Origin of the sequence: Buttiauxella sp. B2 (assembly GCF_006376615.1) — a bacterium.
Taxonomy (GTDB): Bacteria; Pseudomonadota; Gammaproteobacteria; order Enterobacterales; family Enterobacteriaceae; genus Buttiauxella.
Map to the genome: position 1 here is coordinate 224,687 of NZ_VEXQ01000001.1, position 25,769 is coordinate 250,455.

27 protein-coding genes and 2 tRNA genes are annotated in these 25,769 nt (G+C 48.4%); 18 read left to right on the forward strand and 11 right to left on the reverse strand.

Annotation, left to right across the window (positions count from 1 at the left end; translation table 11 throughout):
• Position 1: 1 nt before the first annotated feature.
• Positions 2–241, reverse strand: a complete 240-nt coding sequence (locus FH968_RS01220; protein WP_139876568.1) for a DUF1289 domain-containing protein — start codon at positions 239–241, stop codon at positions 2–4.
• 158 nt (positions 242–399) lie between these two features.
• Here FH968_RS01220 and eptA point away from each other — a divergent pair, with 158 nt between their 5' ends.
• The 5 genes from eptA to rnt all read left to right on the forward strand — a co-directional run bounded on the left by eptA (position 400) and on the right by rnt (position 5,091).
• A complete protein-coding gene (gene eptA, locus FH968_RS01225) occupies positions 400–2,028 on the forward strand; it encodes a phosphoethanolamine transferase EptA (protein WP_139877221.1) in 1,629 nt (542 codons plus the stop codon).
• A 72-nt stretch (positions 2,029–2,100) separates the two neighbouring features.
• Positions 2,101–2,700 (forward strand): TetR/AcrR family transcriptional regulator, encoded by a 600-nt coding sequence (locus tag FH968_RS01230; RefSeq protein WP_139876569.1) that lies wholly within the window; start codon positions 2,101–2,103, stop codon positions 2,698–2,700.
• Between the two features lie 52 nt (positions 2,701–2,752).
• Positions 2,753–3,850: an alkene reductase gene (locus FH968_RS01235; RefSeq protein ID WP_139876570.1), complete on the forward strand. Its 1,098-nt coding sequence runs from the start codon at positions 2,753–2,755 to the stop codon at positions 3,848–3,850.
• An 84-nt stretch (positions 3,851–3,934) separates the two neighbouring features.
• Positions 3,935–4,342, forward strand: coding sequence for a lactoylglutathione lyase (gene gloA, locus FH968_RS01240; RefSeq protein ID WP_139876571.1), 408 nt, complete (start codon positions 3,935–3,937; stop codon positions 4,340–4,342).
• Between the two features lie 95 nt (positions 4,343–4,437).
• Positions 4,438–5,091, forward strand: a complete 654-nt coding sequence (gene rnt, locus FH968_RS01245; RefSeq protein ID WP_139876572.1) for a ribonuclease T — start codon at positions 4,438–4,440, stop codon at positions 5,089–5,091.
• A gap of 61 nt (positions 5,092–5,152) precedes the next feature.
• On the opposite strand, the gene FH968_RS01250 is transcribed toward rnt, so the two are convergent.
• The gene (locus tag FH968_RS01250; RefSeq protein WP_139876573.1) at positions 5,153–5,497 is read right to left on the reverse strand and encodes a Grx4 family monothiol glutaredoxin; all 345 of its coding nucleotides are present in this window, start codon (positions 5,495–5,497) and stop codon (positions 5,153–5,155) included.
• A gap of 361 nt (positions 5,498–5,858) precedes the next feature.
• On the opposite strand from FH968_RS01250, the gene FH968_RS01255 reads away from it, so the two are divergent.
• Together FH968_RS01255 and sodB are read left to right on the forward strand one after the other, a co-directional pair.
• Positions 5,859–6,668: a C40 family peptidase gene (locus FH968_RS01255; RefSeq protein ID WP_139876574.1), complete on the forward strand. Its 810-nt coding sequence runs from the start codon at positions 5,859–5,861 to the stop codon at positions 6,666–6,668.
• 126 nt (positions 6,669–6,794) lie between these two features.
• Positions 6,795–7,373, forward strand: a complete 579-nt coding sequence (sodB, locus tag FH968_RS01260; protein ID WP_139876575.1) for a superoxide dismutase [Fe] — start codon at positions 6,795–6,797, stop codon at positions 7,371–7,373.
• A gap of 31 nt (positions 7,374–7,404) precedes the next feature.
• On the opposite strand, the gene FH968_RS01265 is transcribed toward sodB, so the two are convergent.
• Positions 7,405–7,494 carry a YnhF family membrane protein gene (locus tag FH968_RS01265; RefSeq protein ID WP_139876576.1) on the reverse strand — a complete coding sequence of 30 codons (90 nt, stop codon included), beginning with the start codon at positions 7,492–7,494 and terminating at the stop codon, positions 7,405–7,407.
• Positions 7,495–7,789: 295 nt separating this feature from the next.
• Between FH968_RS01265 and purR the strand changes: the two genes are divergently transcribed.
• Positions 7,790–8,815 carry an HTH-type transcriptional repressor PurR gene (gene purR, locus FH968_RS01270; RefSeq protein ID WP_139876577.1) on the forward strand — a complete coding sequence of 342 codons (1,026 nt, stop codon included), beginning with the start codon at positions 7,790–7,792 and terminating at the stop codon, positions 8,813–8,815.
• A 19-nt stretch (positions 8,816–8,834) separates the two neighbouring features.
• Here purR and punR read toward each other — a convergent pair whose 3' ends face one another.
• The gene (gene punR, locus FH968_RS01275; protein ID WP_139876578.1) at positions 8,835–9,752 is read right to left on the reverse strand and encodes a DNA-binding transcriptional activator PunR; all 918 of its coding nucleotides are present in this window, start codon (positions 9,750–9,752) and stop codon (positions 8,835–8,837) included.
• A 115-nt stretch (positions 9,753–9,867) separates the two neighbouring features.
• Between punR and punC the strand changes: the two genes are divergently transcribed.
• The 5 genes from punC to FH968_RS01300 all read left to right on the forward strand — a co-directional run bounded on the left by punC (position 9,868) and on the right by FH968_RS01300 (position 16,452).
• Complete coding sequence (punC, locus tag FH968_RS01280) at positions 9,868–11,061, forward strand: purine nucleoside transporter PunC (protein ID WP_139876579.1); 1,194 nt, start codon at positions 9,868–9,870, stop codon at positions 11,059–11,061.
• A 298-nt stretch (positions 11,062–11,359) separates the two neighbouring features.
• On the forward strand, positions 11,360–12,508 hold the full coding sequence (gene cfa / locus FH968_RS01285) for a cyclopropane fatty acyl phospholipid synthase (RefSeq protein ID WP_139876580.1): 1,149 nt from the start codon (positions 11,360–11,362) through the stop codon (positions 12,506–12,508).
• A 206-nt stretch (positions 12,509–12,714) separates the two neighbouring features.
• Entirely contained in the window at positions 12,715–14,034 is a 1,320-nt protein-coding gene (locus FH968_RS01290) for a PTS sugar transporter subunit IIC (RefSeq protein WP_139876581.1), read from the forward strand.
• Between the two features lie 48 nt (positions 14,035–14,082).
• Positions 14,083–15,474, forward strand: coding sequence for a glycoside hydrolase family 1 protein (locus tag FH968_RS01295; RefSeq protein ID WP_139876582.1), 1,392 nt, complete (start codon positions 14,083–14,085; stop codon positions 15,472–15,474).
• Between the two features lie 54 nt (positions 15,475–15,528).
• Positions 15,529–16,452 (forward strand): LacI family DNA-binding transcriptional regulator, encoded by a 924-nt coding sequence (locus tag FH968_RS01300; RefSeq protein ID WP_139876583.1) that lies wholly within the window; start codon positions 15,529–15,531, stop codon positions 16,450–16,452.
• A 115-nt stretch (positions 16,453–16,567) separates the two neighbouring features.
• On the opposite strand, the gene FH968_RS01305 is transcribed toward FH968_RS01300, so the two are convergent.
• A complete protein-coding gene (locus FH968_RS01305) occupies positions 16,568–17,209 on the reverse strand; it encodes a riboflavin synthase subunit alpha (RefSeq protein WP_139876584.1) in 642 nt (213 codons plus the stop codon).
• Between the two features lie 226 nt (positions 17,210–17,435).
• On the opposite strand from FH968_RS01305, the gene mdtK reads away from it, so the two are divergent.
• The 3 genes from mdtK (at position 17,436) to FH968_RS01320 (ending at position 19,142) form a co-directional block, all read left to right on the forward strand.
• Positions 17,436–18,809 carry an MdtK family multidrug efflux MATE transporter gene (gene mdtK, locus FH968_RS01310; RefSeq protein WP_139876585.1) on the forward strand — a complete coding sequence of 458 codons (1,374 nt, stop codon included), beginning with the start codon at positions 17,436–17,438 and terminating at the stop codon, positions 18,807–18,809.
• A 153-nt stretch (positions 18,810–18,962) separates the two neighbouring features.
• Positions 18,963–19,039: transfer RNA gene (locus FH968_RS01315), tRNA-Val, on the forward strand.
• 26 nt (positions 19,040–19,065) lie between these two features.
• Positions 19,066–19,142, forward strand: a tRNA-Val gene (locus FH968_RS01320).
• 86 nt (positions 19,143–19,228) lie between these two features.
• On the opposite strand, the gene FH968_RS01325 is transcribed toward FH968_RS01320, so the two are convergent.
• Positions 19,229–19,495 carry a hypothetical protein gene (locus FH968_RS01325; RefSeq protein ID WP_139876586.1) on the reverse strand — a complete coding sequence of 89 codons (267 nt, stop codon included), beginning with the start codon at positions 19,493–19,495 and terminating at the stop codon, positions 19,229–19,231.
• Positions 19,496–19,689: 194 nt separating this feature from the next.
• Here FH968_RS01325 and FH968_RS01330 point away from each other — a divergent pair, with 194 nt between their 5' ends.
• Positions 19,690–19,938, forward strand: coding sequence for a DUF883 family protein (locus FH968_RS01330; RefSeq protein WP_139876587.1), 249 nt, complete (start codon positions 19,690–19,692; stop codon positions 19,936–19,938).
• A gap of 93 nt (positions 19,939–20,031) precedes the next feature.
• Here the strand turns inward: FH968_RS01330 and FH968_RS01335 are convergent, their stop codons facing one another.
• From FH968_RS01335 to FH968_RS01355, 5 genes are all read right to left on the reverse strand, one after another.
• On the reverse strand, positions 20,032–20,715 hold the full coding sequence (locus tag FH968_RS01335; RefSeq protein WP_139876588.1) for a hypothetical protein: 684 nt from the start codon (positions 20,713–20,715) through the stop codon (positions 20,032–20,034).
• Positions 20,716–20,754: 39 nt separating this feature from the next.
• The gene (locus tag FH968_RS01340; protein ID WP_139876589.1) at positions 20,755–20,994 is read right to left on the reverse strand and encodes a DUF2164 domain-containing protein; all 240 of its coding nucleotides are present in this window, start codon (positions 20,992–20,994) and stop codon (positions 20,755–20,757) included.
• A gap of 441 nt (positions 20,995–21,435) precedes the next feature.
• Positions 21,436–21,693 (reverse strand): SemiSWEET transporter, encoded by a 258-nt coding sequence (locus FH968_RS01345; RefSeq protein ID WP_139876590.1) that lies wholly within the window; start codon positions 21,691–21,693, stop codon positions 21,436–21,438.
• 2 nt (positions 21,694–21,695) lie between these two features.
• Positions 21,696–23,123 carry a melibiose:sodium transporter MelB gene (melB, locus tag FH968_RS01350; RefSeq protein WP_139876591.1) on the reverse strand — a complete coding sequence of 476 codons (1,428 nt, stop codon included), beginning with the start codon at positions 23,121–23,123 and terminating at the stop codon, positions 21,696–21,698.
• Positions 23,124–23,207: 84 nt separating this feature from the next.
• The gene (locus FH968_RS01355) at positions 23,208–24,563 is read right to left on the reverse strand and encodes an alpha-glucosidase/alpha-galactosidase (RefSeq protein ID WP_139876592.1); all 1,356 of its coding nucleotides are present in this window, start codon (positions 24,561–24,563) and stop codon (positions 23,208–23,210) included.
• 271 nt (positions 24,564–24,834) lie between these two features.
• Here FH968_RS01355 and melR point away from each other — a divergent pair, with 271 nt between their 5' ends.
• Positions 24,835–25,764: a transcriptional regulator MelR gene (gene melR / locus FH968_RS01360; protein WP_139876593.1), complete on the forward strand. Its 930-nt coding sequence runs from the start codon at positions 24,835–24,837 to the stop codon at positions 25,762–25,764.
• Positions 25,765–25,769: the final 5 nt, after the last annotated feature.

Genomic DNA, 25,769 nt, shown 5'->3' on the forward strand with positions numbered 1-25,769 from the left:
ATTAAAAAAGTGAGGGTTGTTGCGGTTCTTCGGGGGGTGTTGACTTGTTCGCGCGTAATTTACGCATTAATCGCTGGCGGCATAACCGCAGCACTTCTTGTTTTTGCCCATCACTCAATTGCTGCCACTGAAAACGCTCATCGCGACTGCGCATACAGCCACGGCAAAAGCCGCGTTCATCAGACTGACAGATCCCACGGCATGGGCTTTGAATCGGGAAAAACTCTAGCTGTTCAGACACCCTCTGACCTCACTTGCAACGTTGCTTCAATTGAAGCTCGACATACCCAATGTTGCAAGCAAAACGGTCAATAATCTTAAACTTGTCTCGATAGTTAAGGTTCACCTAATCTTCAATCATTAGTCTGTACGCATTGTTAATGATTATTTATGGCTGTTATGGAAAACCTGAAAAAGTTACAGTGTAATGATTCAATGTTTAACCTTTGCTGTGCACTTTTCTTCACGTTAATCAATTCCCTGTTCATCAAACGCACCTGGGAAATCATTGCACCTAACTCATTCCATAGCTGGATTTTTGCCATTTCAGTACCGGTCGTGCTGTTCAGTGCCTGGTTGACTATCTTCAGCCTGATTAACCTGCCGTGGCTGCGCAAACCCGTGTTGGTGATATTGTTGATTGGTTGCGCGGCCAGTAACTATTTCATGTACACCTACGGTGCGGTCATCGACAAAAAAATGATGACCAACGTGTTTGAAACCAACTCTCAAGCAGCAGTTGCGTTGGTGACCCCGCAGTTGCTTATCTGGCTTGCGCTGGCCGGTATTATTCCAGCGATTATTTTGGCAACGATAAAAGTTAAACCTTCGCGTTGGTGGTATACCTTGATGACGCGCCTGGTCAGTATTTTGGCTGGCCTGCTGATCATTATTCTGGTGGCTTCGGTATTTTATAAAGATTACGCCTCGCTGTTTCGCAATAACAAAGGCGTAGTGAAGATGGTAACCCCTGCCAACTACATCAGCGCGATTAGCCGTTACAGCAAAACACGCTGGTTTGCTGGTGATCAATCGCTAATAAAAATTGGTGAAGATGCGCAAAAAGGCTCGCTAATTAGCCAGCAGCATAAGAAAACGGTTGTGGTGTTTGTCGTCGGCGAAGCCTCACGTGCTGAAAACTACTCATTGAACGGTTATGCCCGCGATACAAACCCTGAACTAAAAAAACGCGACGTTATCTATTTCCCAAACGCATCGTCTTGCGGTACCGAAACGGCTATTTCCATCCCTTGCATGTTCTCCAATATGACTCGCAGAACTTATGACGCCGACCTCGCTAGTCACCGGGAAGGGTTGCTGGATGTATTGGCACACGCTGGCATCAACCTGCTGTGGCGTGAAAACGACGGTGGTTGTAAAGGGGCTTGCGATCGTATCCCACATACCGAGATGATGCAGTGGCATCTGGATTCTCTGTGCACAAATAAATCGTGTTCAGATGAGGTGGTATTACATCGTTTTGGCAATGTGCTGGATGGTCTGCAACAAGATTCAGTCATCGTATTGCACCTTATGGGTAGCCAGGGTCCTGCTTACTATCGCCGCTATCCGGACAAATTTCGCAAATTCACCCCAACTTGTGACAGTAACCAGATTCAGTACTGTGATCGCCAGTCGCTCATCAATACTTACGACAACACCATTCTGTATACTGACGATGTTGTCAGTCGCACCATTGACGAGTTGAAATCGCATAGTGAAAAGTTGAACACCGCGCTGGTCTATCTTTCTGATCATGGTGAGTCATTGGGGGAAAATGGTATCTATCTGCATGGCACCCCTTACATGCTGTCACCTTCTCAGCAAACGCACATCCCTTTCCTATTCTGGTTGTCGAAAGATTATCAACAGAATTTTGCAGTCAACGCCGAGTGCCTGACTAACAAAGCCACCGTAGAACACGTTTCTCAGGACAATATTTTTTCAACGCTGCTAGGAATGATGGATATCAAAACCTCAGAATATCAATCTAATATGGACATTCTCGCCAGTTGCCGTAAAACCTGACAATCAGGTGGCAGGAAAAATCCTGCCACCTCCCCCTTGCGCTAGACCGACCGGTCTATTATATTATTTCCCATGAACAGACATTCTGACTATGACACTCGTGAACATCTCCTTGCGATCGGCGAGCAGCTTTGCCTGCAACGCGGATTTACTGGCATGGGATTAAGTGAATTATTAAAAACGGCCGCGGTACCGAAAGGTTCTTTTTATCACTATTTTCGTTCAAAAGAGGCGTTTGGTGTCGCAATGCTGGAACGGTATTACACCGCTTACAACCTACGATTGCAGCAGCATTTTTCGCAAGAGAGCGGGAATTATCGTGAAAAATTACTGGCATGGTATCAGGAAACAGTTACCTGGTTTTCTCAACACGGTAGCCTGATCAGCTGTTTGACAGTCAAACTATCGGCTGAAGTGTGTGACCTTTCGGAAGATATGCGTGCAGCATTAAACAAAGGCTCGGCGCAAATTGTATCCCAGCTTGCGGATGCTCTGGCAAAAGGTGATGCCGAGAAAAGCCTGAAATTAACCGGTGTTGCATTAAGTCAGGCACAAGTGATTTATGCACTGTGGCTAGGCGCGAGTTTGCAGGCGAAGATTTCACGTAGTGCGATGCCGCTCGAATGCGCCCTCGCCCATGTAACCCAAATATTAGCGGAGCCTGTGTCCTGACAGGCTTTTTATTTAATTCAAAACTAGACGACCGGTCTACTCGAGGTTTTTTATGTCAGCAGATAAATTGTTTACTCCACTGAAAGTGGGTGCCATTACCACGCCAAACCGCATTTTCATGGCGCCATTAACTCGTCTGCGCAGCATCGTACCTGGCGATATCCCAACGCCATTGATGGGCGAATATTACCGTCAACGTGCGAGCTCCGGGCTTATCATCAGCGAAGCGACTCAAATTTCAGCACAAGCTAAAGGCTACGAAGGTGCACCAGGCCTGCACAGTGACGAACAAATTGCTGCATGGAAAAAAATCACCGCTGGCGTACACGCAGCTGATGGTCGCATTGCTGTGCAACTGTGGCACACCGGCCGCATCTCTCACACTAGCATTCAACCAGGCCAACAAGCTCCTGTAGCACCCTCTGCAATCTCTGCAGGAACGCGCACTTCCTTGCGTGATGAAAACGGCCATGCGATTCGTGTCGATACCTCAATGCCACGCGCCCTTGAACTCAATGAAATCCCTGGCATCGTGAATGATTTCCGTCGGGCTGTGGGTAATGCGCGTGACGCAGGTTTTGATATGGTCGAGCTGCACTCAGCGCATGGCTACTTGCTACACCAGTTCCTCTCCCCAACGTCCAACCATCGTACCGATGAATACGGTGGCAACCGTGAAAACCGCGCTCGCCTCGTGCTGGAAGTGGTTGATGCTGTGAACAAAGAGTGGAGCGCCGATCGCATTGGTATCCGTGTCTCACCAATTGGGTCTTTCCAGAATGTCGATAACGGCCCAGACGAAGAAGCAGATGCCCTGTATCTGATTGAAGAACTTAGCAAACGCGGCATCGCTTATTTGCACATGTCCGAGCCTGACTGGGCGGGTGGCAAGCCTTATACCGAAGAGTTCCGCCAGAAAGTTCGCGAACGTTTCAAGGGCGTCATTATCGGTGCTGGTGCTTATACCCCAGAAAAAGCAGAAGCGTTAATCGAGAAAGGTTTGATTGACGCCGTAGCCTTTGGTCGTGACTACATTGCTAATCCGGATCTGGTAGAGCGCCTGCATCGTAATGCAGAACTCAACGCTCAACGCCCTGAAACCTTCTATGGCGGTGGTGCCGAGGGTTACACCGATTACCCGATTTTGTAGACCTCTCTCATTGATAGCGGCGCTAGTTCGCCGCTATACTTACCTCACATTTAGAAATTAACCATTTAATTCTACGAGGATTTTATGCGCTTACTTCACACCATGCTGCGCGTTGGCGACCTGCAACGCTCCATCAATTTTTACACCAACGTTCTGGGTATGACCCTGCTGCGTACCAGTGAAAATCCTGAATACAAATACTCTCTCGCATTCGTTGGCTACGGCCCAGAAACCGAAGAAGCGGTTATTGAACTGACCTACAACTGGGGCACAGACAGCTACGATTTGGGTACCGCATACGGTCACATCGCCCTGAGCGTTGATGATGCAGCCGAAGCTTGCGAACGCATTCGCAAAAACGGCGGTAATGTCACCCGTGAGGCTGGCCCGGTAAAAGGCGGTTCCACCGTTATCGCTTTCGTTGAAGATCCAGATGGCTACAAAATTGAGCTGATCGAAAGCAAAGACGCGGGCAAAGGCCTGGGTAACTAATACTAATTAGCGGGGCCTTTTTGCGCCCGCTACTGCATCCCTTCACAAAATTTGCCATAATGCGCGCTGCTTTTTCCCCGTATTAAGAGATCCTGATGTCTGACAACACGCAACTGCAAGGCCTGTGCGACCGTTTTCGTGGTTTTTATCCGGTAGTCATTGACGTTGAAACCGCCGGGTTTAACGCTAAAACCGATGCTTTACTGGAAGTCGCAGCCATCACCTTAAAGATGGATCAAGATGGCTGGTTAATGCCTGATGAAACCCTGCATTTCCATGTCGAACCTTTTGAAGGTGCAATTCTCCAGCCTGAAGCGCTGGCCTTTAATGGTATCGACCCGCATAACCCGTTGCGTGGTGCCGTCAGTGAATATGATGCATTGCATGCGATTTTTAAAATGGTGCGTAAAGGTATCAAAGACAGCGGATGTAACCGCGCAATTATGGTGGCCCATAACGCGACATTCGATCACAGCTTTATGATGGCAGCTGCAGAGCGTGCTTCTTTAAAACGTAATCCATTCCATCCATTTGTGACCTTTGATACTGCGGCGCTGAGCGGGCTGGCGTTAGGCCAAACCGTACTGGCGAAAGCTTGTATTGCGGCGGGTATGCCGTTTGACAGCAGCCAGGCACACTCAGCGCTTTATGACACTGAGCAAACTGCTCAACTGTTCTGTGAGATAGTCAATCGCTGGAAACGTTTAGGCGGCTGGCCTCTTCCGCTACCGGCTGAACCCGAAGCATGAGCATAAAAAAAGCGACCTTAAAGGTCGCTTTTTTTCATTTACAGCTTAATCCAGCAACAAATTACTCTGCATCTGACTCTTCTGATTTGTGCTTAGCTGCAGCTTCTTTAATTAGTGACTGCAATTCACCACGCTGATACATCTCAATGATGATGTCGCAACCGCCAACCAGTTCGCCATCAACCCACAATTGCGGGAAGGTCGGCCAGTTTGCATATTTTGGCAGCTCAGCACGGATGTCCGGATTCTGCAAAATATCGACGTACGCGAAACGCTCGCCGCACGCAGACAGTGCCTGCACAGCCTGGGCTGAGAAGCCACAGCTAGGGAGTTTCGGAGAACCTTTCATATAAAGAAGGATTGGGTTCTCAGTAATCTGTTGTTGGATCTTTTCAATAGTGCTCATTGCTTGCTTCCTCAAACCAAGTCCTGGCATAGTCTGCCATTGTAGCGATTGACGCCCTCTCCAGAAAACACCATTTTTTACAGGGTTTCTTTGTCATGCGTGATGGAGGGACAACATACATCAAGAATAACACTTTTCCCGCAGCTGCAAATCAGCAAATAACCATATGCATGATCAATAAATAGCCTTGCAACCATTAGTTTGGTTAATTTTTTTGCGTCTGGTAACGAAACAGGAAGAGGAATAGTAAAAGGTTATTAACTTTATTGCGTCTTATAGATTAGAATCGGCAGGTTTTGCAAAATCATACACGGGCATGATGGTATTCATCGTGCATTCAATTTAACCAGGGGATTGTTGAGTGGCGCGGATAACAAAAATTTCTATCACGCTCTGTGCTCTGCTATTTACCTTGCCGTATACACCATTGACGCAGGCGTCTGAGCACGCTCGTCCCGTGGCTGCGCAAAAAGCGCACGTTGTGAAGAGCACAGAAAAGAGTAATAAGAGTAAAGATAAAACCACTACCGCCAGCAAGAAAAAAGAAACGACTGCAGCGAAAAGTAAAACTGCTAAAAATTCCAGCAGTACTAAAACGAAAACCCCAGCAAAAAACTCCAGCAAAAAAACTTCTCAGCTCGCCAAAGTCCAGCCTGTTACTTTCACCGAAAAATGCAGTAAGCCACGTAAAGGCTACAAAACGCGTTGTGTAAAAGTCAAAGCAGAGCAACCAACGACGATTGCGGCAGCGCATAAAGTCCGTGTGCAGAAAGCACAGAAAACGGCGATGAACAAATTGATGGGCCAGATTGGCAAACCCTACCATTGGGGTGGTACTTCCCCAACTACCGGGTTTGATTGCAGCGGTCTGGTTTATTACGCCTATAAAGATTTGGTGAAATTCCGTATTCCACGTACCGCAAACGAAATGTATCACCTACGTGATGTCTCATCTGTGGATCGTGGTGAACTGGAAACGGGTGACCTGGTGTTCTTCCGTACCCGTGGCCGAGGAACTGCCGATCACGTTGGCGTGTATGTCGGTAATGGGAAATTCATTCAGTCACCTCGCACTGGCCGTGATATTCAAATCACGTCTCTGAGCGAAGATTACTGGCAGCGCCACTATGTTGGTGCAAAACGCGTCATGACACCAAAAACCATTCGTTAAAACCTTCACTTGCCCTGAATTGGGCAGGTGAGTTCTTCTTTTGCTTATCCTTTCAATTTGTTAACCTAAACCCACACTAAGTGTGGTTACTTAGTGATGTATAAATCAAATAAGAAGGAGTTAGCAATGTCGTTCGAACTACCTGCGTTACCATATGCAAAAGATGCTTTAGCACCGCATATCTCTGCCGAAACCCTGGAATACCACTACGGCAAACACCATCAAACCTATGTCACTAACCTGAACAATCTGGTTAAGGGCACTGCGTTTGAAGGTAAAACTCTTGAAGATATCGTTCGTACCTCCGAAGGCGGCATATTTAACAACGCAGCCCAGGTATGGAACCACACCTTCTACTGGAACTGCCTGGCACCTAATGCTGGCGGCGAGCCAACGGGTGACGTTTTGGCTGCCATCAACACCTCTTTTGGTAGCTTTGCTGATTTCAAACAGCAGTTTACTGATGCTGCTATCAAGAACTTTGGTGCAGGCTGGACTTGGTTGGTTAAACAAGAAGATGGCACTTTGGCCATTGTTTCTACATCAAATGCTGGTACGCCGCTGACAACAGCTGCAAAACCATTATTGACTGTAGATGTGTGGGAGCATGCGTACTACATCGATTACCGTAATGCTCGTCCTAATTACCTCGAGCATTTCTGGGCGTTGGTGAACTGGGAATTTGTTGCGAAGAATCTGGCATAGTTGATATGGGCCGCGATTGCGGCCCATTTAATCAGTGCAGTACGGCAGTTAATGCGCCACAAACAATCAGTGTCAGAACAATAACTGTGGTCGTGATTGAAAATTTCAGGTCTGTACTCATCAGCAAACTCCTTTTATTACCTTACAATCGGTGTGTCGAAGTGATTTTCCCACAACCAGAGACAAAAATCCTCCTGGTTTTAAGCTGATGTTACTTTTCCCTCTTCCACTTTCCGCCAGGATAGGCCAAAATCCCTCGCTAATTTATTGCGTACCATCAATTCAACGCCCTCCTCCCGTTTTATGTCGCATCCCCGACATACCTGCAACCATAACGTTGCCTTAGGAGTTAGCGTACGCAAACGTTTAACATATTAGTTATCAGGAGTTTACGATATGGCCTGGAGTGACATTTAATGGCGACAATCAAGGACGTAGCGAAGCGCGCAAACGTTTCCACTACAACCGTATCACATGTGATTAACAAAACCCGTTTTGTGGCAGAAGAAACGCGCAACGCGGTATGGGCGGCAATTAAAGAATTACATTATTCGCCAAGCGCCGTAGCGCGCAGCTTGAAAGTTAATCACACCAAAACGATTGGCCTGTTAGCGACTTCCAGCGAAGCACCCTATTTCGCCGAGATAATCGAAGCTGTCGAAAATAGCTGCTTTGAAAAAGGCTATACCCTGATTCTGGGTAACGCACATAACAATTTCGAAAAACAGCGTGCTTACCTGTCCATGATGGCGCAAAAACGCGTCGATGGCCTGCTGGTCATGTGTTCTGAATATCCGGAATCATTGCTTTCTATGCTTGAAGAGTACCGCCACATCCCAATGGTTGTGATGGACTGGGGCGAAGCGCGTGCTGATTTCACCGACTCCGTTGTTGATAACGCTTTCCACGGGGGTTATTTGGCCGGGCGTTATCTGATTGAGCGCGGTCATCGTGAAATTGGTGCGATTCCAGGGCAAATGGAGCGTAACACCGGCGGCGGACGCCATGCTGGCTTTATGAAGGCACTGGAAGAAGCAGGGATTACCATTCCAGAAAACTGGATTGTTCAGGGTGATTTCGAGCCTGAATCCGGATATAGGGCAATGCAGCAAATCATCAGCCAGTCACATCGCCCTACTGCAGTGTTCTGCGGCGGTGACATCATGGCAATGGGCGCGATATGTGCGGCTGATGAAATGGGCCTGCGCGTACCGCAGGATATTTCCGTTATCGGTTACGACAACGTGCGCAATGCGCGCTACTTCTCTCCAGCGTTGACCACCATTCACCAACCAAAAGACTCACTGGGTGAAACAGCGTTCAACATGCTGCTGGATAGAATCGTCAATAAACGCGAAGAATCCCAGTCTATTGAAGTACACCCGCGCTTGATTGAGCGCCGTTCAGTCGCTGATGGTCCGTTCCGCGATTATCGTCGATAAGTTTTGTTGAGCCCGGGATTTACTCGGGCTCAGGCTCCTGCAACCACTCCTGATTCATCGTCTCACTATCCCCCAAATAATCCAGCAACCAGCCCAGTGCCGGTGATGCATCATTTTGCCGCCATGTCAGGCAACAGGCCGCATCGGGGAATGGGTTATCGAGTGTCAGTTCACTCCACTGCCCTGAAGCCAGCCACGGTCTTGCGATATGCAACGGCACCATACCAATACACAATCCCGCACTAAGGCAATCTGAACCCGATTCCCAATCCGGGACCACAACACGTCGTTGGTTATCCAGCAACCAGGTAATACGTTTTGGCAATGAACGCGACGTATCTTCCAGAACCAGTGAAGGCCAGGCGCGTAAATCATCATCGCTCAACGTGCCGCCACTTTGTGCCAGTGGATGAGTTGAAGCCACCACACAACGCCAGCTCAACGAACCCATGTCACGGAATGCATAGCGGCCCCCAACCGGAATGGCTTGCGTTGCACCAATCGCCACTTCGACACGCCCATCAGCCAGCGCATCCCACACACCATTGAACACTTCCTGGAAGATACGCAATTCGATATCCGGAAAATGGCGATAGAAATCGACTACCAGCTGTCGCGTTCGCTCGGGTTTTACAATGTTATCAACCGCAATGGCCAAATGCCCACGCCATCCATTTGCGATCTGTTGACACTGCTGCCGTGTCGTCATCATTTTTTTGATAACAGAGCGGCCTTCTTTAAGAAAAAAGACGCCTGCGGGGGTTAATTCAACATCCCGATGGCGTCGTTCAAAGAGCGGAACGGCTAACCATTCTTCAAGTTGCCGCACTGTATAACTAATGGCAGACGGAACGCGATGCAGCTCTTGTGCGGCACCACTGAAACTACCATTGCGCGCTACCGCATCTATCACTTCCAGCGAATATTCTGACCACATTTCTCTGCTCACAAAATTTTTGAACGCAACCTACAAATATTAGCGTTTCACAAGCGCATTTGCACTCCGTACACTCTCGCGGCAATCAATCTGCAAGATAAAACAAGAGAAAATTATGCAACCATCAAAAGGATTTCTTATCTGGCTGGCCGGATTAAGCGTGCTGGGCTTCCTCGCCACAGACATGTACCTGCCTGCTTTCGCTACCATTCAGCAAGATTTGCAGACGGATGCTTCCGCCGTGAGCGCAAGCCTGAGCCTGTTCCTTGCTGGATTTGCGTTTGCCCAGTTAATGTGGGGACCGCTCTCAGACCATTTTGGACGCAAACCAGTATTGCTGGCGGGTCTGAGTCTGTTCGCCATCGGTTGTATTGGCATGTTGTGGGTAGAAAGTGCTGCAGCTCTGTTAGTGCTGCGTTTCGTTCAGGCGGTTGGCGTATGTTCTGCCGCTGTAAGCTGGCAGGCATTGGTTACCGATTATTATCCGGCGAATCGCGCGAATCGTATTTTCGCAACAATTATGCCGCTGGTTGGTCTGTCTCCGGCATTAGCACCACTGCTGGGAAGTTGGATTTTGAACCACTTTGACTGGCAGGCGATTTTCGTCACGCTATTTGTCATCGCGCTGGTACTAATGATTCCAACTCTGCGTCTGAAACCACGTACTCAGCATCACCCACAGACAGAAGACAATAAAGTCAGCTTTATGTCGTTACTACGCTCTCGCGTATACAGCGGTAACGTATTGATTTATGCCGCCTGTTCCGCGAGCTTCTTTGCGTGGTTGACCGGTTCGCCGTTCATTCTTAATGATATGGGTTACAGCCCTGCGGCAATTGGCCTGAGCTATGTGCCACAAACAATCGCCTTCCTGATTGGCGGCTACGGTTGCCGTAGTGCGCTGCAAAAATGGCAAGGTAAACAAATGCTGCCATGGTTGTTGGGTGTTTATACGTTGAGCACGTTCGCAACCTGGGGTGTCGCAGTCAGTGGTCACGCCAACCTTACCTTGCTGCTGATTCCATTCTGTGTGATGGCAATGGCAAACGGCGCGATTTACCCGATTGTCGTGGCTTCCGCCCTGCTGCCTTTCCCACAAGCCACAGGCAAAGCCGCTGCATTGCAAAATACCCTGCAATTAGGGCTGTGTTTCTTCGCAAGCTTGATGGTTTCATGGCTGGTCGTGACCCCACTGCGGACCACCACCAGCGTGATGTTGGTAACAATCATTTTAGCCATGCTAGGTTATTTACTGCAACGCCGTAAAAACGTCGAATCGTGGCAACCCGCTGAATCCGATGCACATTAATGTGCATCAATCGTGACAGCAACATCGTTAGCGAACTAACGATGTTGCGTTGAATCGTTTCGCTTGGGAGCCTATACTGATTAACGGCTCGTAAGTCAGTACCATAATAATATGAAGTCGTGACGGGAGCCTATGTGCTCCCGTTTGTTGTTTTTGAAGCGTATTTTTTGGGCGTACGCCCGTTTCTCTGTTCTACGCCGGATATCAGGCTCACGGAATTTTTCGTGACATTTCTCACATGCCCAAAATAGCGTCTACGCTGTTTGAAGGTTCCTCTCACAAAGGTGATGGAGAAGCTATGAGTTCATCGTGTATAGAAGAAGTCAGCATAAGAAATAACCCGTGGTATCGAATTGTGAATGAAATGCTCACGCGGGCTGGGGTGGAAATTAATGGCCCACGTCCATTCGATATACAGGTTAAGCATCCCGATTTTTTTAAACGCGTCCTGCAAGAAGGTTCACTTGGACTAGGTGAAAGCTATATGGACGGTTGGTGGGATTGCGAACGGCTGGATATATTTTTCAATAATGCCATCCGTGCTGGACTTGAGCGCCAACTCCCTCGTCATTTAAAAGACACGCTACGTGTTGCTGTCGCCCGTTTTCTCAATCTGCAATCACAAAAACGCGCCTGGATTGTCGGGAAAGAGCATTACGATCTCGGCAACGACTTATTTATCCGTATGCTCGACGAGCATATGCAATATTCCTGTGGCTACTGGAAAGACGCTTCCACCCTTAGCGATGCGCAGAATGCAAAACTGAAAATGATCTGCGATAAGCTTCATCTTGAGCCGGGTATGACCCTGCTTGATATTGGTTGCGGTTGGGGAGGCCTTGCAGAATATGCAGCGCGAAATTACGGTGTTGCCGTTCACGGTGTCACTATTTCTGCTGAGCAGCAAAAAATGGCGCAGCAACGTTGTGGCGGGCTTAACGTTAATATTGCGCTGCAAGATTATCGCGAACTGGATATGCAGTTTGACCGCATTGTTTCCGTTGGCATGTTTGAACACGTCGGGCCGAAAAACTACGCCACCTACTTTAACGTTGCCGACCGAAACCTGAAACCAGAGGGTATTTTCTTGCTGCATACCATCGGTTCCAATAAAACCGATAACGCCGTCGACCCGTGGATAGACAAATATATTTTCCCTAACGGTTGTCTGCCATCGGTTCGCCAGATTGCAGATGCCAGCGAAGGCCATTTTGTGATGGAGGACTGGCATAACTTTGGTGCCGATTACGACAAAACCTTAATGGCCTGGCATGAACGATTCCATAGTTACTGGCCAGAAATTGCGGATAACTATTCAGAACGATTCAAACGTATGTTTAGCTATTATCTTAATGCATGTGCAGGCGCTTTCCGCGCACGTGATATACAGCTCTGGCAAATCGTCTTCACGCGAGGAGTCGAGAACGGCTTACGCGTCCCGCATTGATTTTCACCCCGGTCACGCCGGGGTAATCCCTTCGCTCACCTGTTTGCATCATTTTCTTAACAAAGCGTGAGTTTCTTCACGTTTCTCGCTGACAATTATTCGCGATTTTGATCCGGTTAACACTTATCTCTTTCTTCATTGGAAACCGGTTTCCATATTGTTTCACAATAAGCCCACATTCAAAAAACAATAGCAAGGATACCGCCATGAGCATGTACCAAAAAATGGTCAATGTGATTGAGCAAAAAGTCACGCCGATGGCGGGAGCGATGGGCTCTCAACGCCATGTCATCGCCATCCGTGACGGTTTTATCTCCGCTCTACCGTTTATGATTATCGGTTCTTTCTTGTTAGTGTTTATCTTCCCGCCATTCTCTCCGGACAGCAGCTGGGGGTTTGCTCGCTCGTGGCTGAATTTTTCTCTCACCTACCGCGAACAACTGATGCTGCCGTTTAACCTCAGCATGGGCGTGATGACCTTCTTTATATCCGTCGGGATCGGCGCAAGCCTCGGGAAGCATTATAAGCTCGACCCAATAATGACCGGATTGCTGGCATTCATGGCTTTTTTACTGGTTGCCGCACCTTATAAAGATGGGCAGATCTCAACACAATTTTTCTCCGGCCAGGGCATCTTTACTGCACTGATAACCGCGATCTACGCAAGCGAGATGTATGCGTTCTTAAAACGCCACAACATCACAATCCGCCTGCCAAAAGAGGTGCCGACGGGGGTCGCGCGTTCGTTTGAAATTCTGATCCCGGTCGTGGTGATTGTCGCCACCTTGCATCCACTGAATTTATTCATTGAGTCCACCACCGGAATGATTATTCCGGAAGCGATTATGCATCTACTGGCACCGCTGGTTTCTGCTTCCGACTCACTGCCCGCGATTCTTATTTCCGTGTTTATCTGCCAGATCCTGTGGTTTGCCGGGATACACGGCGCACTGATTGTTACCGGCATTATGAACCCGTTCTGGATGGCTAACCTTTCCGCCAACCAGACAGCGCTCGCCGCCGGTAACGTGCTGCCACATATCTACCTGCAAGGGTTCTGGGATCACTACTTACTGATTGGTGGTGTCGGTTCAACGTTGCCACTGGCATTCCTGCTGCTGCGTAGCCGCGCAATTCACTTGCGTACCATTGGTAAAATGGGCGTGGTGCCAAGCTTCTTTAACATCAACGAACCGATTCTGTTCGGGACGCCAATCATCATGAACCCGCTGTTCTTCTTGCCGTTTACGTTAGTGCCTATGATTAACGCCACACTGGCTTATATCGCCACTAAGTTAGGTTGGATTGCACAAGTGGTGTCGTTGACGCCGTGGACCACGCCTGCCCCAATCGGTGCCTCATGGGCTGCAAACTGGGCGGTAAGTCCCGTAATCATGTGTCTGATTTGTATGGTCATGTCGGCTGTGATGTATTACCCATTCCTGAAAGCTTATGAGCGTACCTTGCTTAAACAGGATGAAGAGCGCAACGCGCAGGATGAAAGCAGCCCAGTGACAGTGAATTAAACTTTTATTGCCTGCCCGGATGGCAGGCACGTCAAACGAGGAACGAAAATGAAATACGTATTTCCTGATAATTTTTGGTGGGGCAGCGCAAGTTCAGCGCCACAGACCGAAGGCGAAACGCTCTCCTTTGGCAAGTCTGCCACCATTTGGGATCAGTGGTTTAAAGAGCAACCAACCCGTTTCCATAACGGCGTAGGCCCTGCTGATACGTCTACTTTCTACCAAAACTGGAAGCAAGATATCGCCCTGCTCAAAGCGCTTAATCACAATACTTTCCGCACCTCTATTTCCTGGGCTCGTCTGATTCCTGAAGGCCGTGGTGCAGTAAACCAGGAAGCAGTGACTTTCTATAATAACGTTATCGACGAGTTACTGGCTCAAGGCATTAAACCGTTTATCAACTTGTTTCACTTCGATATGCCGATGGTGATGCAACAACAAGGTGGCTGGGAAAATCGTGACGTTGTCACGGCTTATGCAGAGTTTGCTAATGTTTGCTTCGAATTGTTTGGCGACCGCGTGAAGCATTGGTTCACCTTTAACGAGCCGGTTGTGCCCGTTGAAGGCGGTTATCTGTATGATTTCCATTATCCAAACGTAGTTGACTTCAAACGTGCGGCAACCGTTGCTTATCACACCATGATTGCGCATTCGCTGGCGGTGAAGAGCTACCATGAACGTAATGACGGCGGTGAAATCGGGATCATCCTGAACCTCACGCCTTCTTACCCGCGCTCGCAAAACCCTGCAGATGTAAAAGCGGCTAACATTGCCGATTTGATGTTTAACCGCAGCTTCCTCGACCCTGCTCTGCGTGGCGAATATCCACAAGAGTTAGTGGCGCTGCTGAAAGAACACGGTCAGTTACCTGAATGCCTGCCAGAAGATAAAACCCTGCTAGCTGCGGGCGTCGTCGATTTACTAGGGATCAACTACTACCAACCGCGCCGTATTAAATGTCGCGATTCGCAGGTCAACCCAGAAAGCCCATTTATGCCTGAGTGGTTCTTCGAGTCTTACGAGATGCCAGGCCGCAAAATGAACCCGTACCGTGGCTGGGAAATCTACGAGCAAGGAATTTACGATATTCTCACCAATCTGCGCGAGAATTATGGCAACCCATATTGCTATATTTCCGAGAACGGAATGGGCGTTGAAAACGAGGGGCGTTTCGACGAGAACGGCCAGATTCAAGATGACTACCGCATTGATTTCGTGCGCGACCACCTGAAGTGGCTGCACAAAGGCATCAGTGAAGGCAGTAACTGCCTCGGTTATCATATGTGGACGTTTATTGATAACTGGTCATGGTGCAACGCCTACAAAAACCGTTACGGTTTTGTCTCGTTAAACCTTGAGACGCAAGAACGCACCATCAAGAAAAGCGGTGAATGGTACAGAGCGACCGCAGCGGAAAATGGCTTTAACGATCGGACGTAATCTCAACATCCGGGCCGCAAGGCCCGTTTCTGGCTGAGTGCAGGGAAACACACCATGTCGAATATTAATGATGTAGCACGCCTTGCGCAGGTTTCTAAAGCAACCGTTTCGCGAGTGTTAAGTGGCAGCCGTGGCGTCAAAGAAGAAAGTCGCCAGGCCGTTTTACACGCAGCGGAAATCCTCAATTATAAGCCTAATGCTATTGCTCAATCCTTGAGTAGTCAGTCAACTAATTGCATCGGCGTTATCTGTGCAACCGAGCATATTCAGCAGTCCACAGGTTACCTGCAAGCGCTTGAGAAGCAGCTTAATCAGCATCATAAACATTTATTGTTACGCTTCGCCAATGACCATGACAGCGTGGCGCAAGCGGCTCAGGAACTATCAAACGGCTTGTGTGATGCACTGGTTGTGGTGGGTGCACGCTTCCCGTTACCCGAGTTAGATGACGACATCATGTTGATTGATTGTCTAAGTGGCTCCAACAACTTAAGCATCCAATGTGATCATATTTTTGCTGCAGAAACTGCAGTTCATTATTTATGTAACCAGCAACGACGGCATATTGCATTGATTAACTTCGGAAGTGGAGAAGCCGCAGCGCTGACACTTGAGGGTTATCACCAGGCGCTTCACAATCACGTCGTACCGTTCAACCGTCAGTTAGTCATTGAAGATGAGTCGTCTGTGCGTATCGCGTTGCAACGTCTGATTAACCGTGGCGTGAAGTTTTCTGCACTGCTGGTCACCGATGATACCCAGGCACAGGAAGCGGTGATGATGCTCAATCAGTATCAGTTAAAAGTACCAGAGCAAGTAATGGTATTCAGCCTGGATGGTTCAACCAGAATGCCAGGTTCAACCGCAATTCCTGCGATTAAATATCCACTTGAGAGTATTGCCCGTCGGGCAGTTGAGTTGCTGTTAGGCGAGCGCCATACCAGCGATTTGGTGCGTGGCAGTTTGTTGATTGCCTGATGTGAGTCACTGTACGTTTTTGTCGGATGTAGCACATGCTAATCCGACCTACAAAAATCGTTGTTTTAGGGTGGATTAGCGTAAGCGACATCCACCGTTTACACAGTTCTTCTCGTTATTGCTTCGGCAAAACTGCATCCAGCGTTGCTTCACGTTGTGCCAGTACGCGCTCAACGGTATCGACAATCGCCTGAGTTTGCGGGTCGATTTCAATATTAATGCGGTTACCCAATTTCTTGTTACCAAGCGTGGTGCGCTCAAGCGTTTCTGGAATTAAATGCACGCAGAAACGCGAAGAGGTAACTTCCCCCACCGTCAGGCTAATACCATCAATACCGATATAACCTTTATGCAGGATATATTTCATCAGCGTCTTATCACGCATTTTAAACCAGATCTGGCGGTTGTTTTCTGAGGTCAGAATTTTGACAACTTCGGCCGTGGTCATAATATGACCTGACATAAGATGTCCGCCGATTTCATCGTTGAATTTAGCCGCGCGCTCGACATTCACGCTATCGCCCACCACTAACTCGCCGAGATTGGTGATGCGCAACGTCTCTTTCATTAAATCGAAACTGACGCGGTTACCGTTGATTTCCGTGACCGTCAGGCAACATCCGTTGTGCGCAACAGAGGCCCCTGTTTCAAGGCCTGGTAACATCGCATCTGGCATTTCAATGACATGCGTACGGAAGTTAGGTTTCTCATCAATGGAGACCAGGGTCGCAGTGCCCTGCACAATACCTGTAAACATCGTAAAGCTCCTGGTAAAAATATTGCGGCTGAAAATTTATGATGCAGCACTTTAACAGTTGGAAAAAAGCCTTGCCAGCTATCCGCACTACCCCACCATTATTTGGCTGGCGTAATCGTTTTCTCACGCTACAATAGTCAGGCTTATTCCCCTGCAATTCCTATTTTGCTGCCATTTATGGCGGCCTCGTAGTCTTTCTAATAACTAAAAATAATCAGGTGTAGACATGCAGAAGTACGTTATTGAAGCCCGCCAGTTACTCGGACTGGCGATACCCGTGATCCTCGCGCAAATTGCACAAACCTCAATGGGTTTTGTCGATACCGTCATGGCCGGTGGTTATAGCGCAACCGATATGGCCGCTGTAGCAATCGGTACATCCATCTGGCTACCAGCCATTCTCTTTGGCCATGGCTTGCTGATGGCGCTGACGCCAACCGTTGCGCAACTCAACGGTTCAGGTCGCCGTGAACGCATCACCCATCAGATTCGCCAGGGCTTCTGGCTCGCGGGTATTGTCTCCGCGCTTATCATGGTCGTGTTATGGAACGCGGGTCATATCATCCATGCGATGAAAAATATCGACCCACAACTGGCTGATAAAGCCGTGGGCTATCTGCGCGCGCTGTTGTGGGGCGTCCCTGGCTACCTGTTCTTCCAGGTTGCACGTAACCAATGTGAAGGACTGGCGAAAACCAAACCCGGTATGGTGATGGGGTTTATCGGTCTGTTGGTTAACATTCCAGTCAACTACATCTTTATTTATGGCCACTTTGGCATGCCAGAACTTGGTGGCGTGGGCTGTGGCGTAGCAACGGCGGCGGTATATTGGGTCATGTTCTTCTGCATGATTTCTTATGTGAAGAAAGCACGCTCAATGCGCGATTTGCGTCACCCAAAAGGCTTCGTGCAACCCGACTGGAAAGTGATGTACCGTCTGACCCAGTTAGGGCTACCCATTGCGCTGGCGCTGTTCTTTGAAGTGACACTGTTTGCTGTCGTCGCACTGCTGGTTGCGCCATTAGGGATTGTTAATGTCGCAGGTCACCAGATTGCACTGAACTTCAGTTCGCTGATGTTTGTATTGCCGATGTCGTTATCCGCGGCGGTCACCATCCGCGTTGGCTTCCGTCTTGGGCAGGGTTCAACACTCGATGCTCAAACTGCAGCCTGGACAGGCATCGGCGTTGGGATGTGTATGGCGATGGTTACCGCTATCTTCACTATTCTGATGCGTGAGCACATCGCCCTGCTCTACAACAGCAACCCGGAAGTGGTCGCACTGGCAGCTCATCTGATGCTGCTGGCGGCGGTTTACCAACTGTCCGACTCCATCCAGGTTGTCGGCAGTGGTGTATTGCGTGGTTATAAAGATACGCGTTCTATTTTCTTTATCACCTTCATCGCTTACTGGGTGTTGGGATTACCGAGCGGTTACATCCTCGCGCTGACCGATTGGGTAGTTGAACCGATGGGGCCGGCAGGATTTTGGACTGGCTTTATCATTGGCCTGACCTCCGCCGCAATTATGATGATGCTGCGGATGCGTTGGTTACAACGCCAGCCATCGCTAAATATATTGCAACGCGCTGCGCGATAATCCCTGATAGCCGCCGTTATGGCGGCTATTTTTCCATCGAGTTGCGCAGATGCTCAGCAAACAGGTGAAATATGGAAGAAAATTGCTGTTTTCCTCTTGCAAGGCTTAGGTGCTACCGCTAATATTCGTCCCCGTTGTCACAGACAACCCGATGCGTTCATAGCTCAGTTGGTTAGAGCACCACCTTGACATGGTGGGGGTCGTTGGTTCGAGTCCAATTGAACGCACCATTTTAAGTTTTACCGCAGCAAACAGTGCGTCCGTAGCTCAGTTGGTTAGAGCACCACCTTGACATGGTGGGGGTCGGTGGTTCGAGTCCACTCGGACGCACCATTTCTTAGTAGTCACTTTCCGATTCAAAACTTTCGTTTCATCCAAAACAATCTTATTTATTACAAAATAAATCCCTTCTTTATTTGCTATAAAGACAGCCCTAATAATCGATAGCGAAATTCTTTTCTTTCACTCTCCATCCCCACCACTCGTACATGTCGATTGCAAATAAACCAAATCTCGTCACGGTCATTTGCCAGAATATAATAAGCATCTGATGTCTCTGACGGATTAAAGCACCCCAGTACGCGATACGCTGTTTCCATATTGAACCCACTTTGCAGCGGCAGCGGTCTTGGTCCATTTTCAAGCTCTTCAATTCTCAAATACAGTCCTGGCTCAAGCCAAAGCATAATGTGTCCTGTGATTTTCATATGCAGAAAATAAAGCATAGAACAAAACGTCAGGCAGATTCTAAACCCCTACCAGATATAAGATTTAGCTGAAAATATTAATGTTTCGGCCAGTAGCGAATATTCTGTATTAGCCTTCCCTCTGTATTCTCTCAACTATACTTATCTCCACATTTCGTTTTAAGGAGTTCAGCATGTTTGATAAAGCAGCAGACAAAGTTAATGAAGCCGCCGGTACTGCCAGAGAGCTGTATGGCAAACATACTCATCGCCCTGATGACGTATTAAGAGGAGCCGCTCAAAAATATGCCTCACATGCCAGTTATGCTGTCAGGGATGCAACGGATACGGTCCGGGGCCAGGTATCAACCAATCCTATAGCCGGTCTGGCGATTGCAGCTGCAGTAGGTGTTGTATTTGGATTTTTACTGGGCCGTAAGTAAAATCAGGGCTGTTAATTATCCACTATGATAATTACAGCCCATTGAATATCCGCGCTAATCATTAACGCCACAGCCATTCATACTCTCTGCTCATTAGCCGCAACCGTACACTTGCGTCCAGTTGTAGTTTGTAAAAGCCAACTGGGTTTGTGCTGAAACATCACCGTAATTAAACGACTGTCGGGTGTGAAAATAGTCTCTGAAGCGTGTGGGAAGAAAATCGGCCTGGTAGCGCAAAAGCGTGCTGTGCCAGAAAGGTGGCGGCAAAGGAATGTCGCCATGTCTTTCACGCAGTTTCTCACTCCAGGGTGAATCAAGTAGCTGATGGGCAAAGGCCTCTTTGGCTATCTGGTTTTTAATGTCTGGTATACCCGCTATCAGCAGTTGATTTGGCAATGCCACCAGCCGCAAATGACTAATGACCACCGTAAGATTTTTCGCGTGTTCCGTGAATGCGGCCAGCAGGAATGGATCGAGTGCCGCAATATCACTCTGCTGGTAGAGCGGCATCGTGATGGCAAAAAAAGTAAAATGCAGCCCATTAAAAGGCATGACATCGGCGAGTGAATCGTTACCTACGAGCTCGTGTAGCTCTTGCAAAAGCTGGCGCAATGGTTCAGTCAATGCAGGCTGGATACCACTGGTAATTGCAAGTTTATGCGGTTCATAGAAAGCTTCTTCGCGAATCCGCCTGATACCTGGTTGCATAGCCCAGGTTGCGAGAGTTTTCTCGCTCGTGCATGCATAAAGCTGCTCTAGTTCTTCAGAATTTAACAATGCCACCTCCATGCCTCAGGCCGTATTCGGAACGGATTATTAGAAAATCTTCTTCAGATCCATTTCTTCTTGAATCCGTTCACTCCATGCAATATGCACTTTGATAGCCTCTTCAACGCCGGCGTTATATATCACCTTCCCCAATTCCTTAATGACAAAATCAGTGAAAAAGTCAGCGTCGAACTGCTCAAGCTTCAGATCTAAATTCTTCTCGCAGTAGGCTACCAGCTTCTCGCGAATATCATCCGTCTCACCTACATTCAGTTTAATTTCAGACATTACATTTCCATATATCAGAGGGAGTTAGGTTAATGTAACGCCCTCAACGCCGGGCTTCAACATTAGTGGCTTCTATTTCTTTTTATCCTCTTCTCCTGTGCATGTAGCGTCTCTGGGGCATTGAAAAATAAGGTTCACGCCAATAACGTCAACTGTAGCAGAACGCGTGATGGCGCTTATTCGTGAACATTTCAATTAGACAGAACTTCGCCGCGCTCAAATGTTGCGTAGGGCATGTGAAGATGGTGCAGCATTTTTTATTAGATTTTTCATTCGTTAAAGCAACTGTTTGATCCATTATTTGAAAGCTATTATTGAATTCTGGACTCTCGTAGAAATCCTCTCCGTTTTGGCAAGAGTAACTACCACCGTTGTCGACTGTACAATTCCCCCATTATGAAATTGGCCGCCTGAACGGTTAAGGGCATCCTTGCCCTGTTCTCATTGTCCTGTGCGGTACTTGATAACCAAAATCGGTAAGGCAAAGAGCAGCGTGAGAAGATTGGCCCCGCTGATGGCCAGATCGTTAATAAGCAATCCGTAGAAAAACCACAGGGTCAGACCGCAAACAAACATCGCGTACATCAGTCCTGAGATCCCCTGCGTGTTGCGTGTGGTAATGACTTTTATCGCCTGCGGTAAAAATGACAACGTAGTCAGGCTTGCCGCCATATAGCCAATCACCGATTCCCATTCCATGTTTACGCCTTCACATCCGATGTTTCCGTTATGTTGATGCTTACCGGTTTGCTCGCAACAGGTTCACGGGGTTTACGATACTTATCCAACAAATGGATCTGGATTTTTCGCAGCATATCGCCATTCAATTTGTAGAGTCGGAAGTAGAAAACCAAAGTGATGAGGAAGAAGAGAGCAGGCAGCGCAATCATAATGAACTGCATCCCAATCACGGTACTTTCAGACTGAGCCACGTTTGGCACGTAACCGATGATGCCGAGCACCAGCGCGATAAAGAAAGCGGCAAATGCCGATCCCCCTTTCACCACCAGCGTTTGAACGGAGTAGGCAATACTTTCACAACGCACGTTGAGTTTGTACTCCCCATAGTCCACGGTGTCCGCCACCATAATCACCTGCAAAACCCAGAACAGTGCAGTACCGACATTGAGCAATATCCCCGCCAGCGAAATAATCCAGACGTTGTGAAACCCGGCCAATGCTATCCACAACAGCACCCCACCGCCCAGAATAGGCAGCACTGAAGCCCCCGCCCACAGCAAACGCCGTGACAGTGTTTTTACCAGACGAGGGAACAGGATGAGGGTTAACAGATTTGCAGCCCCCGCATAAGACATGTAGTACGGGAAAAGACTGGCATCGCCGATAACATAGGTAAAGTAATAAATCGCAAATCCGGTAATGATATTCGACGCGATGTTATAGGCCAGAGCCATACCCAACAGGCAAGAAAGCTGATCGTTTTTGTAAATCAACGCCACAATTGCTTTTAACGTCAACCGGCTACTGTCAGCAGTGGCATCGCTGTCTGACGAGAAGACCTCTTTAACATTACGCAGCGTGATAATGGTTGAAGCAATGAAAAAGGCAATCAGCACCAGAGTAAACATCTGGAAGCCGAATCCGCGATCCGCACCACCCACATAGTTCACGAATGGCAGCGTAACGCCTGCGGTGATAAATCCTGCCAGGCTTGCAAAAAAGCGTGGGAATGGAACCAGTTGTTCGCGTTCACGTTTATCCAGCGTAATTGTCGGCACCAGCGACCAGAACGGAATATCCATGATGGTGTAAGTCATCCCCCACAAGATATACGTGACGCAGACGAACACCACCTGGGTTGTGCCTTCAAAAAGATGTGCACTAAACAGCAAAAACAGCACGATGGAATTAGCAATAGTCCCTACCAGAATCCACGGCTTAAACTTTCCCCAACGCGAGCGCGTAGAGTTGACGATCCACCCCATTATCGGGTCGTTGATGGCATCCCAAATCCTGGCAACCAGGAATAGAGTACCGACAACACCTACCGACAAGCCCACGATATCGGTGTAGTAATACATCAGGTACATGTAAACAATGCCAATAGCGAAATCTTTACCAAACGCCCCAAATCCATAACTGAGTTTTGTTGTAATCGATATGCTCATATAGGGTACAGGGTCACTGTTGCCAGTGCCCTCCTTCTGTTATTAGACACGTCAGGTGCCGGGCATACTGCCCGGCGTTCGCAATTATGCGCGGTGCAACCACGCCGGTAGCCAGTTGCCATGCGCTGCAATCAGGTCGTCAACCAGAGCGTATATTTCTTCAATGCCCAACACCGCCGAGGTATGCGGATCAAGCATCGTTGCGTGATAAACACGGTCACGGCTTTCAGTCAAAATGGCCTCAGTCAGCAGCGTCTGCACATTGATATTGGTTTGCATGAGTGCCGCGAGGTGTGAAGGCAGTGTGCCGATGCGCGTCGGTTGAATCCCATTGGCATCCACCAGACAAGGAACCTCGACACAGCATCCCTGCGGTAGATTTTCAATGAGATTATCGTTGCGTACGTTGCCATAGATAACGCTTGGTTCACCGGTCCACAACGCGTTCATAATGGTGCTGGCATACTCGCACGACGGCTTGATATCAATCCTCTCGGCGGTTTTGTACTCTTCGAGTTCTTTGCGCCAGGTGGCCAGTTGCTCAACGCAACGTTTTGGATACTCATCCAATGGCACTTTATAACGCTCAATTAAATCCTCGCGCCCAGGTTTAATAAACCACGGGGTATATTCAGCAAAGTGCTCAGAAGATTCCGTTACGAAATAACCCAGTTTTTTGAACATCTCGTAGCGAACGATATTCTCGCAACGCGGGTTACCATGAAGATTAGATTTTGGCGCCTGGCCTGATTCGTAAGCCTGCAACAAATCAGGGTAGATACTGACGTACTCTCCATCCGTGGTTTTTTTCTCAAGCGACAGATAAAAGGCCATATGGTTGATCCCGGCGCAGCGATAGCGCAGCGTGGCCGGGTCGATGGATAAATCTCGCGCCAGTTCTTCAGCCGTTCCCTGCACCGAATGACAAAGGCCTACCTGCTTAATCTGCGGGAATCGTGCATACATGGCCCAGGTATTCATCGCCATTGGGTTAACATAATTGAGCATTGTGGCATCAGGGCAGACGTCCATCATGTCCTCACAAATCTGCCACAAATGGGGAATGGTGCGCAGCGCACGCATAATGCCGCCAGGGCCGAGGGTATCAGCAATGGTTTGTTCCAACCCATGGCGTTTACACACGTCAAAATCAGTTACGGTACAAGGCTCATACCCGCCAATCTGGAAAGCAACCACCACGAAATCAGCATCCTGGAGCGCTTGTTTCTGGTCGGTATGGCAGGTGATTTTGCCGCAGGCGCCCGCGGAGTCCATCAGCTTGCGCACCACAATGTGCGACTCCTCCAGCCGGGTTTCGTCGATGTCCATCAGAGCGATGTGGGCAGATTTCAGAGCGGGACGATGAAAAACATCTCCAAGGATATTTTTGACAAAAATCGTGGAGCCTGCGCCGATAAAGGTAATTTTGGGTGCTGACATGTTATTTCTCCGTGGCGTAATTGAACAATGTCAGATTGGCACGCCCGATAGCGCTTATCTTCCCTCTTCCGTGCTAAGCATTCCCGAAAACTCATATTTTTTTCATTACTCGTTTAAATCTGAGGTTTCAGGAATTTATTGTCAGGAAAGAAGATAATTCAGGGTTTAATGGGGATATTTTTTTGTTTAAGACCACAGAACCCACAGGATTTTGGGGCACTTTTCATCGCTTGTGCCACTATTTCTGATAATTCAGGAACAGGAGAGAACGATGGATCTCAACCAGACCCGCCTGCCACCCGACCCACATATGTGCAGCAGTACCGATAGCGCGACGCGAAGCCCGCTTTCGCTCTATTCTGAATACCAACGCATGGACATCGAACTGCGTAAACCACATTTCATGGAGTCCAGCCACTGGCACGGCCAGGTTGAAGTGAATGTACCGTTCGACGGCGATGTGGAATATCTGATTAACAATGAAGTTGTACAAATTAAACAGGGGCATATCACGCTATTTTGGGCCTGTACGCCGCACCAGCTCACCCGCCCTGGCAACTGCCAGAATATGGCAATTTTTAATCTGCCCATGCATCTGTTTCTTTCATGGCCGCTGGACAGACAACTGATTAACCATGTCACCCACGGTATGGTTATCAAATCGTTGGCAGCTCAGCAGCTCAGCCCTTTTGAAGTCCAGCGTTGGCAACTGGAGCTAAATAGCCCCAACGAGCAAATCCGCCAGTTAGCTATTGATGAAATTGGCCTGATGCTTAAACGCTTTAGTTTGTCGGGATGGCTGCCGATACTTGTGAATAAAACAGTCCGTACACGCAGCAACGCGCATAACGTTTCGCGCCATGCACAGTTTTACGTGAGCCAAATGCTGGAGTTTATCGGTGCAAATTTCGACCAGCCACTCACCATTGAGCAGGTGGCTGAACATGTAAAACTCAACCCCAACTATGCAATGGGGATATTTCAACGAGTCATGCAGTTGACCATGAAGCAGTATATTACGGCGATGCGTGTCAACCATGTGCGGGCCCTATTAAGCGATACCGACAAATCCATTCTTGATGTAGCCCTCACTGCAGGTTTCCACTCCAGCAGCAGTTTCTACAGCACATTTAATAAATATGTCGGTATGTCGCCGCAAAACTATCGCAAGCTCAGCCAGTTTAAAACTACGGGTGATTAAGGCGC

Bases quoted from the DNA above. Each gene is read 5' to 3' on its own strand.
- eptA (WP_139877221.1), top strand. From the start codon at position 400: ATGGAAAACCTGAAAAAGTTACAGTGTAATGATTCAATGTTTAACCTT.
- FH968_RS01230 (WP_139876569.1), top strand. From the start codon at position 2,101: ATGAACAGACATTCTGACTATGACACTCGTGAACATCTCCTTGCGATC.
- FH968_RS01235 (WP_139876570.1), top strand. From the start codon at position 2,753: ATGTCAGCAGATAAATTGTTTACTCCACTGAAAGTGGGTGCCATTACC.
- gloA (WP_139876571.1), top strand. From the start codon at position 3,935: ATGCGCTTACTTCACACCATGCTGCGCGTTGGCGACCTGCAACGCTCC.
- rnt (WP_139876572.1), top strand. From the start codon at position 4,438: ATGTCTGACAACACGCAACTGCAAGGCCTGTGCGACCGTTTTCGTGGT.
- FH968_RS01250 (WP_139876573.1), bottom strand. From the start codon at position 5,497: ATGAGCACTATTGAAAAGATCCAACAACAGATTACTGAGAACCCAATC.
- sodB (WP_139876575.1), top strand. From the start codon at position 6,795: ATGTCGTTCGAACTACCTGCGTTACCATATGCAAAAGATGCTTTAGCA.
- FH968_RS01265 (WP_139876576.1), bottom strand. From the start codon at position 7,494: ATGAGTACAGACCTGAAATTTTCAATCACGACCACAGTTATTGTTCTG.
- purR (WP_139876577.1), top strand. From the start codon at position 7,790: ATGGCGACAATCAAGGACGTAGCGAAGCGCGCAAACGTTTCCACTACA.
- punR (WP_139876578.1), bottom strand. From the start codon at position 9,752: ATGTGGTCAGAATATTCGCTGGAAGTGATAGATGCGGTAGCGCGCAAT.
- punC (WP_139876579.1), top strand. From the start codon at position 9,868: ATGCAACCATCAAAAGGATTTCTTATCTGGCTGGCCGGATTAAGCGTG.
- cfa (WP_139876580.1), top strand. From the start codon at position 11,360: ATGAGTTCATCGTGTATAGAAGAAGTCAGCATAAGAAATAACCCGTGG.
- FH968_RS01290 (WP_139876581.1), top strand. From the start codon at position 12,715: ATGAGCATGTACCAAAAAATGGTCAATGTGATTGAGCAAAAAGTCACG.
- FH968_RS01295 (WP_139876582.1), top strand. From the start codon at position 14,083: ATGAAATACGTATTTCCTGATAATTTTTGGTGGGGCAGCGCAAGTTCA.
- FH968_RS01300 (WP_139876583.1), top strand. From the start codon at position 15,529: ATGTCGAATATTAATGATGTAGCACGCCTTGCGCAGGTTTCTAAAGCA.
- FH968_RS01305 (WP_139876584.1), bottom strand. From the start codon at position 17,209: ATGTTTACAGGTATTGTGCAGGGCACTGCGACCCTGGTCTCCATTGAT.
- mdtK (WP_139876585.1), top strand. From the start codon at position 17,436: ATGCAGAAGTACGTTATTGAAGCCCGCCAGTTACTCGGACTGGCGATA.
- FH968_RS01325 (WP_139876586.1), bottom strand. From the start codon at position 19,495: ATGCTTTGGCTTGAGCCAGGACTGTATTTGAGAATTGAAGAGCTTGAA.
- FH968_RS01330 (WP_139876587.1), top strand. From the start codon at position 19,690: ATGTTTGATAAAGCAGCAGACAAAGTTAATGAAGCCGCCGGTACTGCC.
- FH968_RS01340 (WP_139876589.1), bottom strand. From the start codon at position 20,994: ATGTCTGAAATTAAACTGAATGTAGGTGAGACGGATGATATTCGCGAG.
- FH968_RS01345 (WP_139876590.1), bottom strand. From the start codon at position 21,693: ATGGAATGGGAATCGGTGATTGGCTATATGGCGGCAAGCCTGACTACG.
- melB (WP_139876591.1), bottom strand. From the start codon at position 23,123: ATGAGCATATCGATTACAACAAAACTCAGTTATGGATTTGGGGCGTTT.
- FH968_RS01355 (WP_139876592.1), bottom strand. From the start codon at position 24,563: ATGTCAGCACCCAAAATTACCTTTATCGGCGCAGGCTCCACGATTTTT.
- melR (WP_139876593.1), top strand. From the start codon at position 24,835: ATGGATCTCAACCAGACCCGCCTGCCACCCGACCCACATATGTGCAGC.